This window comes from Verrucomicrobiia bacterium (assembly GCA_019634635.1).
In the GTDB taxonomy this organism is placed as follows: domain Bacteria; phylum Verrucomicrobiota; class Verrucomicrobiia; order Limisphaerales; family UBA9464; genus UBA9464.
Genome location: JAHCBB010000042.1, coordinates 21867 through 38784, shown reverse-complemented (window position 1 = coordinate 38784; position 16918 = coordinate 21867). Strand labels below are relative to the sequence as shown.

At 64.5% G+C, this 16918-nt stretch carries 9 protein-coding genes and 1 tRNA gene; 6 read left to right on the top strand and 4 right to left on the bottom strand.

The genetic code is table 11. The features are described from left to right. Window positions 1–52: 52 nt before the first annotated feature. The 3 genes from KF791_19000 to KF791_18990 all read right to left on the bottom strand — a co-directional run bounded on the left by KF791_19000 (window position 53) and on the right by KF791_18990 (window position 1582). Window positions 53–138: transfer RNA gene (locus KF791_19000), tRNA-Leu, on the bottom strand. A gap of 190 nt (window positions 139–328) precedes the next feature. After that, window positions 329–550 carry a translation initiation factor IF-1 gene (gene infA / locus KF791_18995; GenBank protein ID MBX3734670.1) on the bottom strand — a complete coding sequence of 74 codons (222 nt, stop codon included), beginning with the start codon at window positions 548–550 and terminating at the stop codon, window positions 329–331. 585 nt (window positions 551–1135) lie between these two features. After that, entirely contained in the window at window positions 1136–1582 is a 447-nt protein-coding gene (locus KF791_18990; protein MBX3734669.1) for a DUF5069 domain-containing protein, read from the bottom strand. A 512-nt stretch (window positions 1583–2094) separates the two neighbouring features. On the opposite strand from KF791_18990, the gene KF791_18985 reads away from it, so the two are divergent. From KF791_18985 to KF791_18970, 4 genes are all read left to right on the top strand, one after another. Further along, window positions 2095–5814, top strand: coding sequence for a VCBS repeat-containing protein (locus tag KF791_18985; GenBank protein MBX3734668.1), 3720 nt, complete (start codon window positions 2095–2097; stop codon window positions 5812–5814). Further along, window positions 5811–9617, top strand: a complete 3807-nt coding sequence (locus KF791_18980; GenBank protein MBX3734667.1) for a VCBS repeat-containing protein — start codon at window positions 5811–5813, stop codon at window positions 9615–9617. The genes KF791_18985 and KF791_18980 overlap by 4 nt, the downstream gene beginning before the upstream one ends. Before the next feature lie 221 nt (window positions 9618–9838). Continuing rightward, window positions 9839–11875 carry a hypothetical protein gene (locus KF791_18975; protein ID MBX3734666.1) on the top strand — a complete coding sequence of 679 codons (2037 nt, stop codon included), beginning with the start codon at window positions 9839–9841 and terminating at the stop codon, window positions 11873–11875. A gap of 47 nt (window positions 11876–11922) precedes the next feature. Further along, complete coding sequence (locus KF791_18970; GenBank protein MBX3734665.1) at window positions 11923–13326, top strand: hypothetical protein; 1404 nt, start codon at window positions 11923–11925, stop codon at window positions 13324–13326. A 26-nt stretch (window positions 13327–13352) separates the two neighbouring features. Here the strand turns inward: KF791_18970 and KF791_18965 are convergent, their stop codons facing one another. Then, window positions 13353–14567: an IS4 family transposase gene (locus KF791_18965; GenBank protein ID MBX3734664.1), complete on the bottom strand. Its 1215-nt coding sequence runs from the start codon at window positions 14565–14567 to the stop codon at window positions 13353–13355. Between the two features lie 561 nt (window positions 14568–15128). Here KF791_18965 and KF791_18960 point away from each other — a divergent pair. Then, entirely contained in the window at window positions 15129–15929 is an 801-nt protein-coding gene (locus tag KF791_18960) for a hypothetical protein (GenBank protein MBX3734663.1), read from the top strand. Continuing rightward, complete coding sequence (locus tag KF791_18955) at window positions 15926–16861, top strand: prepilin-type N-terminal cleavage/methylation domain-containing protein (protein ID MBX3734662.1); 936 nt, start codon at window positions 15926–15928, stop codon at window positions 16859–16861. The genes KF791_18960 and KF791_18955 overlap by 4 nt, the downstream gene beginning before the upstream one ends. Window positions 16862–16918: the final 57 nt, after the last annotated feature.

Here is a 16918-nt window from a genome sequence, read left to right as displayed (position 1 = left end):
TAATTAAACCGTAATCAATTCGCCAGTCGTACTCACAAGTCGTTGATAGCGTTGGTGCCGGTGGAGGGACTCGAACCCCCACGCCCTTGCGGGCAACAGATTTTGAGTCTATCGCGTCTGCCATTTCGCCACACCGGCACGGTCCGACGGAAACGCGGCCGCTGGTATGGGCCAGCCGGCCGGAGATTCAAGTGTCAAATGGCCACGCCCATGGCATTCGACCGCTTCAGGAAGCTGGAACGTCTCCCACCGCACCTGCACATGGCCGCGGCAGACGGCGACGGCCGCGATGCGGGGATGCTTCGCGCCACGGAACCGGAACCCGGGATTACCGCAGGCGCCAGACGATGCGCGCCTTGTTCAGATCGTAGGGCGACATCTCCATCTTGACCCGGTCCCCCACGGTCAGACGCACGAAGCGCTTGCGCATCTTGCCGCAAATGGTGGCCAGCACGATGTGCTTGTTCGCCAGCTCCACGCGAAACATGGTGCCGGGCAGCACGGCATGAACGCAGCCCTCAATCTCGATCGGTTCTTCTTTCATTAAAATCAACGTTCGGTTCCCGAGGGTGCAGCCGGATTCAGACGATTCCGGGACGGCACCCGCACCCTCCGGAAAGGGGCGGACTCCCAACCAGCGTCCTGCCGTCAATGAGACGGACGCCGGATTGAAGATCCTGCGGGACCTGTGAACATCCCCGATTCGCCCTCCCGTGGCAACGTCGGTTCAGGGTTTTTTTCCTGCCCTGAGAGCTGAGCGGGACAAAGGCCACACTCAATTCGTCAGGCCGGGCGGCCTCCCCATCCACCGTGCGCGCAACTGCCCGTCGGGTCTGTGGGGACTCCATGCGCGGTTCAGGGGGACCTCCGCCCCATCGAAAATGGACCTGATGGGCGCGACGAGGCACCACTGGCGGGTTCCTTGAGCACTGTTTTCCAGATTCACCGTCCCAATCACAAGTCCTACCGACGGGTCGAAATCGTCTGCCCGAGCGTCACCGGAGCGCGAAAAAACCCGGCCACCACAACGGGCGAGCCGGGCTGTCCCGCGAAACGCGTCCTTACGCTTCGCGGGGTACGGAACCGGACTTGGGCCGCGGGTCCGCCCCGCGGCCCATTGAGGGCGCCTGGCGCTTTACTTCAGGACGGCCTGGTGGAACTCGTACCAGTCGTCGAGATTGTTCAGATTGATGGCGTCGGGCAGCACGCCGCCGTCGTCGGCAAGCCCGTTGGCCGAGAGGATCCCTTTGCGGGTCTCGTCGGAGTGCACGTAGCCCGCGATGGCCAGGTTGGACTTGTGAACGTTGGCCTTCGTGAGGTTGACCCCGGGCTGCGATTTGACCCAGGCCTCGAACTGCGGGTAGGTCGGCTTCTGCTCGGAGATGAACTTCTTGACCGCGTCGGCGTTCAACCCGAGCGCGCTGATCACCATCATGTCATAGCCCTGCCCGATGCCGGGATAGCCCGGAGCCAGTTTGCCCCGCGCCTCAAGGGAGACTTTCTGCCACAATCGCGGCAGGTGGAGGATGCCCAAGGGACCGGCAACGCCGGAGCTGATCAGGGGAACGTAGGATTCACTCATGGAATGACGTAAAATGCGTTGGATTGACGAGCCGCCAGAGTAGGCGCGGGGTCGCTGCGATCAACGGTTTTTTCCGGACTTCACAGGCCCGTGGTCCCCGGGCGCACAGCCCCCTCAAGACTGAGGGCTCCGTCGCCTGCTGGTCCCAAGGCGGCCTCGCGGGAATCTTTGAACGCCCCGCCGGATCGCGCGTCGAATGGCGCGATGGTTCATCCGGCAACCTCCAAGTGTTGGCAGAGGGGTCCTGCTGCGGCAGGGGAGGATTGCCGGAAATCGTTGGTGCTGCCGCAGAACTGAGCGTGCCGGTGAGCGCGTGTGGGACCCCATCACCCGGGGAGCCGGTCTTCGGACCGGCTCCCCTTTGCATTGTCCCGGCGGGTCGCCGGGGGCCCATCCTCACGCGATGAAACCTTCAGGTTTCGGCGCAAACGGGTCCGGGCATTCGAGGGATCCCTCCTCCCTGAAGGTTTGGAGGACTCGACGGCGGACCGCGGCGTCCGCATCGTCACTTGGTGCGTCCCCTGTGGAGAATCCTGACCGCAGCTGCCGCCATCGCCACGCTCGCCGTGGCGGCGGGAGCGGCCCCGTCGGTCACGCAGATTCATCCGCTCCGGGTGCCGCCCGGCGATCACCAGCCCGGGTTCACCAGCATCCCGGCGGCGACGGCCGGCATCCAGTTCACCAACCGCGTCCCGGCGGAACGTTACCTCACCAACCAGATCTACCTCAACGGCTCCGGGGTGGCTCTTGGGGACCTCGACGGTGATGGTCTGCCCGAGATCTTTCTCGCCGCTCCGGAAGGACGAAGCGCGCTGTTTCGAAACGGCGGGGACTGGACCTTTGTCAACGTCACGGAATCGGCCTTTCCGGCGGGGGGAATGGATGGGGATGCCACCGGCGCGGTGTTTGCGGACCTTGATGGCGACGGCGACCTGGACCTCGTCGTCAACACGGTCGGCCAGGGCACGCGGGTGTGGTGGAACACGGGTCGGGGTCGCTTTGCGGCGGGTCCGGTGCTCAACCCGGGACGAGCCGGCATGAGCCTCGCTTTGGCGGATGCCGATGGCGACGGGGATCTGGACCTCTATGTCGCGAATTACCGCGTGCACAGCATCCGGGACGACCCCGCCGGCAAGTTCACCGTGCGGACCGAGGATGGCCGTCCCCGGGTGGTGGCGTACAACGGCCGGCCCACATCCGAACCCGACCTCGTCGGCCGCTTCTACGTCACACCCTCCGGCGTGAAGGAGAACGGGGAACCCGACGTGTTGTACCTGAATGACGGCAAAGGCGGATTCACACCGGTCTCGTGGACTTCAGGCAGTTTTCTCGACGCCAACGGCGTGACGCTGGCCTCGGTGCCTCACGACTGGGGCTTGAGCGTGCTGTTCCGCGATCTCAACGGCGATGGGCGTCCGGATCTGTTCGTCGCCAATGATTTCGAATCTCCCGACCGCTTCTGGATCAACGAGACGGTCCGGGGCGGCCCCCTGCGGTTCCGCGCGGCAGGACCCGAGGTGCTCCGGCACCTGGCCGCCTTCGCGATGGGGGCGGACGCCGCCGACATCAACCGGGACGGGGTGGATGATCTGTTCGTCCTCGACATGCTGAGTCGCGACCGCCGCGAGCGCCATGTCCAGACCGACGGACTGCCGACGACCCCGACCGAGCCGGTGTCGTACCGCGACGTGCTCCAGTTCTCCGCCAATGCCCTGTATCTCGGCCGCGGGGATGGCACGTTTGCCGAACTGGCCCGACTCGCGGGGCTGGCCGCCAGCGAGTGGTCGTGGACCCCGGTGTTCTTGGATGTGGACCTGGATGGTTACGAGGACCTGCTGATCTCCAACGGCCACGAGCTGGAGATGATGGACGCCGACGCTGCGGAACGATCGGAACAGCTCCGCAGCCAGCGACGGATGACCCCGCGTGAACTGCTGGAGCTGCGACGGATGTTCCGCCGCTTTGACAGTCCCAATGCCGCGTTCCGCAATCGCGGCAACCTGACCTTCGAAGACGTCTCCTCCCGCTGGGGATTCGACGCCCGCAACGTGACGCACGGCATGGCCCTGGCGGACCTCGACGGCGACGGGGATCTGGATGTGGTGCAGAACAATCTCAACGCCCCTCCAGCCCTCCTGCGCAATGAAGCCACGGCGCCCAGACTGGCGGTGCGCGCCCGCGCGGCGGGCGGCAACACCGCAGGCATCGGGACGCGGATCCGGGTGGAGGGCGGCCCGGTGGCGGAACAATCCCAGGTGCTCATGTCCGGTGGCCGCTACCTCAGCGGCGACGAGGCGGTCCGGGTGTTCGCCGCCGGCATGGCGTCCCGGCTCACCGTGGAAGTCACCTGGCCGTCGGGGCGGCGGACACGGCTCGCCAACGTGCCCGCAAACTCCCGGGTCGAGGTGGTGGAGGGCCCGGACGCCACCGAGGTGCCGGCGCCAGAGCCGGCTGGGCCGCCCCGGTTCCGTGACGCCTCCCGGCAGTTGCACCACGAATCGGTGGTGACGCCCTTCAATGATTTCGAGCGCCAGCCGCTGCTTCCCTGGAGTCTCGCCCATCCGGGACCGGGAGCGACCTGGGCGGACCTGGACGGGGACGGGCGGGACGACCTCCTGCTCGGCACCGGCGCCGGGGGCGCGCCGGCGGGATTCCACAACACGTCCACCGGATTCGTGCCGATGACAAACGCGGTGCTCACCCGGCCGGTCGGCCGCGACCTGACCACCCTGCTGGTGTCGGGCCGGATGGTGGTGGCCGGCTCCAGCAACTACCGGGATGGGCGGACCAACGGCGGGGCGCTGCGGGCGATGGATCTCGACCGCAATGCCAGCGGCGAGAGCGTGCTGGGACCGGACTTCGCCGTGGGACCGCTGGCGCAGGCGGACGTGGACGGAGACGGGGTGCCGGACCTGTTCATCGGTGGCCGCGCCGTGGCCGGCAGGTATCCGGAGCCGGCACCCTCATTGCTGCTCCGCATGGACGGCGGCCGGCTGACGGTGGTGCAGCGGTTCGAGCGCCTCGGCCTGATCAACAGTGCCGTGTTTTCCGACCTGGATGCCGACGGGGATCCCGACTTGGTTATGGCCGCCGAATGGGGACCGTTGCGGGTGTTCCGCAACGAGAACGGACGGTTGGATCCCTGGAATCCCGAAGTGACCGGAGCGGGACTGCCTCCCGAAATCCGCCGTCTCGAGGATCTGACCGGTTGGTGGACCTCGGTGGCGTCCGGCGACCTGGATGGCGATGGACGCATGGATCTGGTCGCCGGCAACCGCGGATGGAACTGGTTTCCCGTGCCCAAGGCGCCCGCGGACGACTTCGGCTGGACACGGGACAACGTCCGCCGGGTGACGTTCGGGGACTTCGATGGCAACGGACTTGTGGAGTTGATCGAGAGCTGTCGCATTGGCGACCGGCAATTCCCGCTGCGCCGGGCGGACACCCTCTTCGCGGTGATGCCGCAGCTCCGGGATGCCTTCCCGACCCGAGGGGCATTCGGCGCCGCTGATCTTGATCAAGTGCTGGCGGCCATTAAGGCACCCTTGCCACCGGAGTTCCTGGAGGCCCGATGGTTTGCGACGACCGTGTTGCTCAACCGGGGCGATCAGTTCGAGGTGGTGCCGCTGCCGCGGGAAGCCCAATGGTCGCCAGTGACCGGGGTGGCGCTGCTGGATGCGGATGGCGACGGACACCTGGATGTCGTGCTGGCCCAGAACTTTTATCCCGGCCGGCCGGATGAGGGCCGTCAGGATGCGGGACGCGGCCTGCTGCTGCTGGGCGACGGGCGGGGGCGGTTGCGTCCGGTCCCCGCCTCCGAAAGCGGGCTGGACGCATGGGGAGACGCCCGGGCGGTCGCCGTGGCCGACTATGACCTCGATGGCAGGCCCGACGTGGTCATCACCCAGAACGCCGGTGCCACCCGCCTGTATCGGAACGAGTCCGGGCGCCCGGGGATCCGGGTGCAACTGAAGGGCGGTCCGGCCAATCCCACGGCGATCGGCGCCGCGATGCGGCTGCTGACGGCCGGGGCGCCGGGTCCGGTACAGGAGGTGCAGGCGGGAAGTGGCTGGCAGTCGGTGGACAGTCCGGCCCGGGTGCTGACGGCATCCGCGCCGCCCACGGCGATCGAGGTGCGATGGCCCGGAGGACGCGTGACACGGTCTCCGGTCCCGTCCGGGGCGACACGCGTGCGAATTTCACCCGACGGCTCCCTGGAGGCGGCGCCATGAGGCCTTGGCCTTGGATCCGGGGCTGGATCTTCGCGGGACTTCTCGGAGCGGTCGCCGCGGCGGCGGCTCCCTTGGAGTGGGTCTCCCTCGGGACGAACCGTTACGCGCGCGTGACCCCGGAAGGAACTGGCGAGGCGGGATTCACGCGGATGCCTGCGGCGGCGCTGGGCATCACGTTCACCAACCGGGTGGCCGACGACCGGTCGCTCACCAACCGCAATCTCCTTTCCGGATCCGGCGTGGCGCTGGGCGATGTGGATGGCGACGGCTGGTGCGACCTGATGTTCGTCGGGCTGGACGTCGCGCCGCAACTGGTGCGGAATCTTGGCGAATGGCGGTTTGAGGACATCACCACCGCGGCGTTCCCCGGAGTGGATTTCCGGCTGCCCTCGGGCGCCTTCGACCACACGGGGGTGACCTTTGCCGACGTGGATGGCGACGGGGACATGGACCTGCTGCTCAACGCCCTGGGCGGGGGCACTCGACTGTTTCTCAACGACGGACGTGGACGGTTCACCGAGGCGACCGACGCTGCGGGACTGCGGACACGCCGTGGGGCGACTTCCATGGCCCTGGCGGACGTGGATGGCGATGGGGATCTCGATCTCTACGTCGCCCATTTTCGACCCACGACCATTCTCGACCAACCGACGGCGAAGTTCACGCTGCGTCAGGAGGGCGGCCAGGCGGTGGTCACCGCCTTGAACGGCCGTCCCACCACGGACCCCGATCTGGCCAACCGCTTCGAACTCGGCGCCACAGGCGAGGTGATCGAGTTTGGGGAGCCCGATGCCCTTTGGATCAACGACGGCACCGGTCGCTTCATTGAGGCGCGATGGACCGACGGGACCTTCCTGGACGAGGACGGGCGGCCCCTGGCGGCGGCGCCCCGGGACTGGGGCCTGGCGGCGCGCTTCGGAGACGTCAACGGCGATGGGCGTCCCGATCTGTACGTCTGCAACGACCTGCACACCCCGGACCGCTTCTGGCTGAATGCGTCATCGGGCGGGCGGGTGGTCTTCCGGGCCATCCCGAGGACGGCCCTGCGGAGCAACAGCATGTTCTCGATGGGCGTGGATTTCGGGGACCTCGACCGGGACGGGCATGTGGACCTCTTCACCGTGGACATGCTGGCGCGCGATCGCGCCGCACGGGCCCGGGCGTTGGCCGCGATGATGCCGCAGTTTCGTCCGCCGGGCCTGTTCGAGGACCGGGTGCAATTGCAGCGCAACGCGCTCCAATGGAACCGCGGCGACACCACCTTTGCCGAGATCGCCTTCTTTGCCGGGGTGGAGAGCAGCGACTGGTCGTGGGGACCCCTCTTCCTCGACGTGGATCTGGACGGCTACGAGGACATCCTCGTCACCAACGGGCAGTGGCGCGACTTTCAGGACAGCGACGGCGGCGAACGGATCGCGTCCGCACAGCGCGGGGGACGGACGCTGAGCCCGGCGGACATTGCGCGGCTGGTGCGCACCCTTCCCCGGCTGAACACGCCCAACGCCCTCTTTCGAAACCTCACCGGTGAACGGCGCCGGATGGCGGGGCCGGGTGTCGCGGTCATTCCCGCCTTCCACGAAATGGCCGCGGCCTGGGGATTTGACACGCCCGGGGTTTCCCAGGGATCGGCGCTTGCGGATCTGGATCTTGATGGCGATGCGGACGTGGTGCTCAACAACCTGTACGACGCCCCCGGGATCTATCGAAACAACAGCGCGGCGCCCCGCCTCGCGGTGCGGCTCCGCAGTTCCGGCCCCAACACCCGCGGCATCGGCGCCCGGGTGATCGTCCGACCCCATGCCGATGAACCCGCCACTGCGCTGGCACCGCAACGGCGCGAAATGATCGCCGGCGGACGCTACCTCAGTGGCGACGACGCGGTGGTGACCCTTGCGGCATCGGACGCCCGGGAGCTGCGGGTCGAGGTGGCCTGGCCGTCCGGTGCCCGCAGCGACGTCGGTCCGCTGCCTCCGGATTCCCTCGTCGAGATTCACGAACCGCGGTCCGGGAGCCCCGGCGGTCCGGAGCCTGCGCCACCGCTTCCGGAGCCCCTGTTCACCGACGTTTCCGACCGCCTGGGCCATGTCCACTTCGAGGAACCGGCCGACGACTTCGCCCGGCAGCCGCTGTTGCCATACCGCCTGAGTCAACTCGGGCCCGGTGTGGCCTGGACCGACCTCAACCGGGACGGACATGACGATCTGGTGATCGGGTCCGGGCGTGGCGGCCGGGTGGCCGTCTTCACCAACAACGGCGCCGGAGGGTTCCAGCGGCTTGAGGAACCGATGTTCCAGAGACCGGTGGCCCGTGACACGACGACCCTGCTGCCGATCGGCGGCTTCCTGCTGGCCGGGTCGAGCAATTGGGAGGACGGGCAGACCAACGGCGGGGCGCTGCGGCTGTACGACCTTGCGGCCGGGCGCAGCGGCGAAGCGGTGCTCGGGGTGCCGTTCAGCGTGGGCCCTCTGGCCGCAGCCGATGTGGATGGGGATGGCGAACTGGAGATCTTTGTGGGTGGGCGCGCGATGCCGGGCCGGTGGCCCGAGCCGGCGCCGTCGTTGCTGCTCAAGAGCTCGGGGGGACGGCTGATGATCCATCGCCGGTTCGAGGCGCTCGGTGCCATCAGCGGTGCCTGCTTCACCGACCTCGACGGCGACGGCCTGCCCGAACTCGCCGTCGCGGGCCATTGGGGCCCGCTCCGGATCTTTCGAAATCAGCGGGGCGCGTTCACCGAATGGAATCCCACGGTGCGGCTGGGCGGACGCTCCTGGTTGCTGGAGCAGTTCACCGGGCTTTGGAACAGCATCACGGCGGTGGATGCCGACGGCGACGGCCACCTGGATCTGGTGGCCGGCAACTGGGGTTGGAACAGCCGATACGCCGGGGCGCCCGCCGGCCCGCCGGAACCTGCGGGGGTCCGCCGCCTCTACTTTGGCGACCTGGAGGGGCTGGGCCTCGCGGACCTGATCGAAGTGATCCCGCAAGGGGACCGTGAATGGCCGGGACGCGAGTATCCGGTCTGGGCGATGGCCTACCCATGGCTGCGTGCCGCGGTGCCGACCTACACCGCGTTCTCCGAAATGACGGTGCCGGAAATTTTTGGCGGGCGACTGCAGCGCACGACGCGCATGGAGATCCGCTGGCTGGCGACGACGTTGTTCCTGAATCGTGGGGACCATTTCGAGGCCCGGGCCCTTCCAGACGCCGCGCAACTGGCGCCGGTGTTTGGTTTGGTGGTTTTGGACGCCGATGGCGACGGTGCGGAGGACCTCGTCGTTGCGGAGAACTGGTTCGACCAAGATCCGCTCACGGCGCGCAATGACGCGGGACGGGGTCTCTGGCTTCGGGGGGATGGCCGGGGTGGCTTCACCCCGGTGCCCCTGAGCGGCCTTGCGGCGTACGGCCAGCAGCGGGGTGCAGCAGTAGCCGACTTTGATGGCGACGGACGACCCGACGTGGTGCTCACCCAGAACGGTGCCGCCACCCGGCTCTTCCGAAACACCAGAGGGCGCCCCGGGCTTCGCGTCCGACTGGAGGGTACGGGGGCCAATGCCGCCGGCATCGGTGCCGCGCTGCGGATCCTTTCCGGAGAGACCGCAGGGCCGCGTCGCGAACTGCGCCTGGGCGACGGTTATTGGAGTGCCGACAGTCCGGTCACCGTGCTCGCCCTCCCCGAAGGCAACCTCACGCTGGAGGTCCGCTGGCCCGGCGGTCAAACCACCCGCAGCGCCGTCCCTCCCGGGACCCGCGAGATATTGGTGCGGGCCGACGGCTCGGTCCGCACCACCGGCACAGGGCGCTGAAATCCGCCGGCGACCGGGATCCACGTCCTGCCGCGCCCCGGTCATCGTCATCTGGCCGCCCGCCACGGCACCCAACAGTAGGAGGGACGAATCCGTCCCGAGTTCTCGCCACCTCAGCGGTGTTTTTTCCTTGCATCTCCCATGGGAAAGCATCCTATCGCATCCTCCGAGCCGTAAGCATGGCTAAACCCAAAGATTAGGACACAACAGACTTTACGACCATGGACCACGCCGACATGTCCAAGCGACTCGGGACAAGCGTCCTGCAATGTCGCACTCTCGCCACGATTCTCTGGTTGCTGGCTGGTCTCCATCCACTTCATTCCCAAACCGTCGTTGACTACTGGGTAGCGCCTGTCAGCAAGGGTTCAGGAAACGGGACCGACGAGAACAACGCCGCTCTCTTCAATCAGGCAAACCAAGCCAATCTGAAGGCCCGGTTGGAGGACGCCACCACCTATCCAAACTTGAGAGTCCGATTTCTCGGGGAGGTGGATGGAATTCCTGGTCGCTACGGAGTTTCGACCTACTTGCTGATCAACGGCGATCCGGATGGGACGCCGTACGCTCAGAGGAAGCGGAGAGTTGCCCTCGTGGGTGAAACCCGAAATGGAAAGAGGGCACGCCTGTTTCTCACTCCATATGCCGAAAGCGCGAACTGGGCCACCACCGGGTCTGGGGGGGGCCCGACGCACCGCCTGATCGTCTCGGGCTCGATCGCCGGGAAGCGCTACTATCTGAAGCAGTTCCGCATTGAATCGCTGGATCTCGATGGAAACTTCTTGAACATGGGCGCCTGGAGTTCTGAAGCAAATGCGACCGGCTACACGAGTGCCGCAATTGACATCATGGCGGAGTCCGGGTTGATCAAGGATGTCCGAATTCGAAACTTTGGGTCCGTCGGCAACGTCCCATCAAACCCCATTCATGCATTTCGAACCGCCGGCATCGAGGCGTTCCCCGTCAGCATCAGGACCTTTCCAGAACCCAATCAGGAAAAGATCGGATCGGCCCCCTACGACTATCCCTGGATCATGGAGGATTCGGAGATCTCGGATTTCCACAGCGTTCACAAAGGGTACGGCAGCATGATCATCGCCAACTGCTATCAGCCGCTTGGCAACCGGGGCGCACAGGATGCCACGACCATCGTCATTCGGCGATGTCAGATCCGCACGGGCAAGGATTCCATTGCCTTCGGGGTCGCGGGGAAGAAGCCGGAAGATCTCGACAATACTGCCGGACTCGTCGGCGGGATCGCCGGGCAGGTTCTCTTTCAGGACAATATTGTTCTGGGGGTTGGTACGGGTTTCAATGGCGACACCGGATATCTGGGCCCCTTCCGCTTCATCAACAACGCGTTTATTGACATTCAAAACTGGGCGAACATCGGCGTGGCGGATGCAGGGAAAGGAGCCGTACCCAATATTTTCTACTGGCACGAGAAATACCTGTTCGAGGACAATCTGGTCCGGCTCCGCGGCAAGCGAATCCATAAGTCATGGTCAGATACCTGCCTGAGTGACTTTCCCAATGTCGCTTCGGATCCCGATCCCGCGCTCGGACGATACCTCGAACCCACCGAGAATCTGTGCGCTGGCATCATCTTTCATGGTTTTGCCGGGAGCATCACCTTCAAACGGAACGACTTCACAACCTGGCCTCGCAACAACTTCTACCTGCCCAATCCCGGCATCAATCAATCCACCCCGCCGACCAGCATCACCGGGGAGCTGGCCTACCAGTTGATCTGGAAAGTGCCCACCACTCAGAGCGTCAATTGCTCCTTCTACAGCCGCACACGAAATCCAGTAGATGCCGTCCAGTTTGACAACTCCCGGTTGTCGGGGGTGCCATACGACTTCAAGAACCTTTCGTCCCTCCCCAGTGGCCCGGATCCCGAGTTTACGCAGTCCTCAACTCCCAGCCCTTCGGTGGCGCACCGCCAGGTCCGGTGGCCGCATCAGGTCCCGGTGGACGGCTTCGTGCCGGTGGGAGAACTGGGCCGGATGTTGCCGCAATGGATTCAGCAGGCAAACGTCACACGGCTTGCCGGGGCCAGGGAAGTGCAGATCAGTTCTGTGACCTTTGTCGCGGCAACGGGCAAGCTGCAGATCAAAGGGCGGGTCGTAGATCACCCCCTGCGCGCCTCCCGCAAGGCACCACCATCGAGACGCGGGGAGTCCCCGGAATCCAGGTGCGCCTCCAGTATGACCGGATCACCCAGTTCTTTATCCCAATCACAACGGTGGTCCTGAATCAAGAAACCACACCTGCCGACCAGCTGATGGTCCCGTCGAACGGCATGGTAACATTTGAAACACCGGTGACGGGCGCCTCGGGGCTGCTCCGGATGCGGATGTGGATTGATGGGGGAGCGGGTGGCACCGGGACATTTGAACCGGATCAGGATGCCTGGGCTGCGTACGATTTTCCCCTGGACACCGGTGGCAAACCGGTGGTTGAACTCACCGCCAGCCCGGACGTTGCCGACGACAAAAAGCCGGGATCATCGAATCGCGCCACCATTCGTGTGCGCCGGACACCCTGGAATGCCCAAAGCCTGGCCTTGAACGTTAAGATTTCGCTGCGTGTTGGCAACCTGATCAAACCGGGCACCATGCAGGACTTGGCGGCGACCTATGGAACGGGTGCGAACGCCGACTACTACCTCATTTCCGGCACCGGCGTCTGGACTCCGGGAACGGGGACCATAATGACCACCGGAACCATTCAGATTCCCGCCGGCCAACCCGAGGGCACCGTGGTGGTCGTCCCCCTTCTGGACAATTTCACCGAACAGAATTTCATTGACTGCAACCTTGAAGAATCCAGCGACCCAGTAGGCGGCTACGCGCCCGGGGCGTCACAAAGAGCCCGGGTCCTGATCTATGACGGTCCCTTGTGGACTGCCTTTGAATTGTTGACGGGCACTTCGTTGCCGACGGCCGCTCCGCCGGCAATCACGGCGGTCAACGCAGGCGTTGTCGGCAGCGGGAGTTGGACGGTCCAGCCGCAGGCGGTCGGGCGAATGGCGTGGCACAATGTCTACGGGGTCCTGGAGGAACATGGAGCCCTCTGGCAGCCATCAGGAACGGCCGCGATGGACTACGGCACCTCCTTCAAACCCAATGGAATCAGCTTTCGCGCCACAGCGTCCGCCAAGGCCGGAGTCGTCGGCAGCCTGGGAAGTTCGGCGTATGGAATCCTCAGCGACAACACCGGTGGCGGGGTGCTCCCGAACCCCAACGGCTATGGCAATCCCAGTGTCGCATTGGGGATTGATCCGGCCGGACTCACCATCGTCGGCTTCAGCACTTCAGGCACCCGCAAGAAGCCCACACGATGGATCAAGGGGACATCGTTCGCCCAGTCCACCGGCACCGATCTTTCCACCGGACTCAGCTCGAGTTCTGTGGCTGATGGGGAAGCGCTTTCGATCAACGACAGCGGAGTCATCGTCGGGTGGTGCAGCGGGTTTCAGGGCAATACCGGTGTGAAACGACCGTTCCGAACCACGGCAGGGGGACAAATTGATGACTCGAGCTGGCTGTCAACGCCCGACCAGAATTCGCCTGAAGGTCAAGTTACAAGCACAGCCGTCCCATGGCAGGCATTTTACAAATGGAATAGGAGCGAAATCGTTGGTGATTTCGCGGCGGGGGTGAGAAATGACTTTCAGGATTGCCCGGTTCGGCTCAGGGGGTGATTCCGGCGCGGTGCTGTCCCACAGCGTCAGCAGAATTGAGGGAAAAAGCCCTGCTCAGGCTGCGCCATGTTGCGGTAACTGCCTCCTGCTGTCCCATAGCGTCTTAAGATCTCCGGCAGATCCAGCGTTTGCCATATCTGGGAGCGCACCAGCGCAAAGAGCCTCACAAAGCTGTGGGTCCATTCGTGCACCCAGGCCAGGTATCTCATCAAGAGATGGACCAATAGCGCGATCCATACCTGCCAGCGAATCGCATTGGCGCTGTAGCCGATCAGGTCACAGAGCTTCAGGGTCTGCTTGAGCTGTTTGAAGAACACCTCGATCTCCCACCGGACCTTGTACAGCTCGACCACCGTGCTCGCCGCCCAGTCCAGTTGGTTGGTCAGAAAAACCATCTCCCTCTCCTTACCGTCCACCTCCACCAGCGCCCGGATCCGCCGGGCCGAAAGCCCGTTACTCAGGGAGACCCATTCGTCGGACAGGATCTTGCCCTCACGCGGCACCGTCTTGCGGTCAAGCACATCGCACACCATGCCCTCCTTCCAGCGGGTCACCCAGACCACTCCGCGATCCGACAGATCCTTGAGGTGCTTCAGGTCCACGTACGCTCGGTCGAACACCACGACTTCCCCTGATTTCAGGCCCGCGCACAGCTCCCGGGCCCGCCCGGCATCGGACTCCCGCGCCGTGTCCACCACCACGTAGCCGGGCAACAGCGAGTGGAAGTCCAGACGCACGTGCGCCTTGGCCGCGGCCTTGCGCCGTCGGTGCTTCGCCCAGGGCATGCAGTTGGCCACCAGTTCGATGGTCGTGGAGTCCACCAGATGGATCGCCGCCTTGAAGCGCCTCAGGCGACCCGACAGGCGCCGGCGTCCCCCAAACCCCGGGCTTTGCTGGCGCAGATGTTCCAGGGTTCGCCAGAACAGATCCTCGGCCATCTGACTGGGGCGCTCCTGATTGGCGTGGGAGAGGGTGTTGCGGTGCGGCGGGGTGGCCCCACGGATCGCGGACAACGGTCCGGAGTAAAGCTGTAGCGCATCGCACAGGTCGTTCAGACCAAAGGCGTGGCTCAGCTTCCCGAAGATCAGCGCCACCACATGGCTCCAGTGACTGAAGGTTCGCGCCTTGCTTTCCGCCTGATGCTCCTTGGCCAGGGACGACACCAGATGCGGCGGAATCAATTTGCAAAGCTGGCCAAGGATCGTGAACTTGCTGCGGGCTGAGTTGAGATGTTTTTTCATACACGGGCAAGCTGTGTGGCCCGCCCGCAAAACGTCAACTCAGCCTTTCTCCACTCGATTTCTGTGGGATGGCTGTGAGTTACAAGCGTCACCCGTACAGCCATCCTGCCTTCGTCTGGCGGCGGATACTATTCAACAGGAACGGGATGGTATACGCGCAACGATGTCTCCGGGGAACTATATCATCGGTCTGTTATTTGGAATGCATTGAATGGGTTGCCTCAACATCATGTTGACTTGCAATCATTGCGAAGGACGGGCGTCCTCGATCCGCAGGCTGAACTGCTCGGGATCAATGGTAAACTGATTGCAGTAGGCTGGTCTGGTCCCAACAGAACCAGTTCATCAGCCAAGGCGGTTATCTCACGGACGGTCGATCGAGTGCTCCGTGACCTTAACGATCCTCATTATTCACGTGCCCCCGGCTGGGCTTTGGAGGGGTCGGCCGCCATTTCCGATTCCGATGTTATCATTGGGTGGGGCAGAAATTCTGGCGTAGCCCGAGCCTTCATCCTGATCCCTCGCACACCCGGACAGTAATTGTTTCAACTGCAAGAAATTATGGACCAAGCAAATCGTCTTATCGCGACCGTGATTGCTTTAGTCTTCGCATCTGCTCAGACAGAATGGGCAGCAATTCCACCGTTGGAAGAGGATCGTTTGACTATTGATTCCATCGATTTCAATGGAGACGGGGAGCCGGAAATCAATGTGGTCGCAAGTCGCGGCAGGTATCCTCCGATTCAAGAAAATGAAGAGTATTACGGGGTGGTTGTGGTTCTCTTCCCCGTCGAAGGGTCCGCGCTGTTGAGGTTCTCCAGAAACCGTATCCAGTTCAGCCGCGGAGATTCCATCTCGTCAACCAATATGGAAATCTCCGGTCCTGCGCCCCTGATCAACATAGGTGGGTTCTATCAATGGCGGTTCCCCGGAACGCCATGGGAATATGTGGACCCAACAACACATAATTTACCACCGGCATTCTGGAGCTCGGAGACCAATCTTTTGATTGGTTTAAAGTTCTCCGCTGACGATGGAGCCCATTATGGCTGGCTTCAATTGGCCCGGCCCAATCGGGAGTTCCTCACCCAGTTCCAAGTGGTCGCGAACGACTGGAACCCGCTCCCGGGCGAACCCATCCGGGCCGGTTTGCCCCCGGAAATCCCTCTCACCTCCGAGGTCGTTCCAGAGGGCATCCGGGTTCGGTGGCCGGTCGCCATCGGACTGGCCAACTGGTTCTTGGAGAGTTCCGACTCCCTCGGACCGGATGCCGATTGGGTGCCGATCCCGGAGGCGGCCAACGGGGAAATCCTGCTGGAGCCTCCGGAGTCCATGAGGTTCTACCGGCTGCGACGGCCATGAATGGCAGGTGGCTCAACGGGAATGTGGCCAGGGCGCATGGGTCCGGGCGGCGGCGACGCGTTCTTCTGGTGCCGTCCGGGGGGTGGAACCTGCGGGCCAACGGCTTCACGCTGGTGGAGCTGCTGGTGGTGGTGGCCGTCATCGCCATCCTCGCGGGCCTGCTGTTGCCGGCGTTGTCGCGGGCGCGCACACGGGCCGAGGCCGTCGGCTGCCTCAACCATCTGCGTCAGTTGCAGATCGCCTTCCACGTCTACGCCGACGACCACCGGGAGTTCCTGAGTCCGTCGGAGACCGGAATCCACCTCGACAATGCCACGCGCTGGGTAGACGGGATCATGTCGCCCTTCTTTACCGACCGGTTGAGCGACATGACCAACCGGCAGATGCTGATCGCGCCCGGGCCGGGCCACCTGGGCCCCTATCTGGGCAAGCCCGAGGTCTTCCACTGCCCCTCGGACCGTAGCCGGACCAATTTCCAGAACCTGCTCCGCCCCCGGGGTCCACTGCGGGTTCGCAGCTACACCATGAACACCTACATGGTCCTGGGGGATGGTCTGGGGGTGACGCCGGACGGCACCTTCGTTTACGGGCCGACAGCGTTCGTGCGGTGGTCGGACTTCCAGCGGACTTCTCCGGCCCACGTGTGGGTGTTCATTGATGAACACGAACTGACCATCAAGAACGGGCAGTTTCAGTTTGAGTGGACCATGGGGCCGAAATGGAACTGGCCGGCCCATTGGCCCGCCCGAAGGCACGGCGGTGCCGGCGCCCTGAGCTTCGCCGACGGCCACGGTGAGCTGCACAAGTGGCTGGATCCCAGGACCGGTCCCCGGGTGCGAAACTGGGAGGAGGCATACGCCATCGGCTTCGATGCTGCCAGCAACCGCGACTACGCATGGCTGTGGGAGCGGACCAATGGCGGGGTGCCGTGAAGGCATGGAACGCGGCCCCGGAATCCGCCGGCGACCGGGATCGGCCACGTCCTGCCG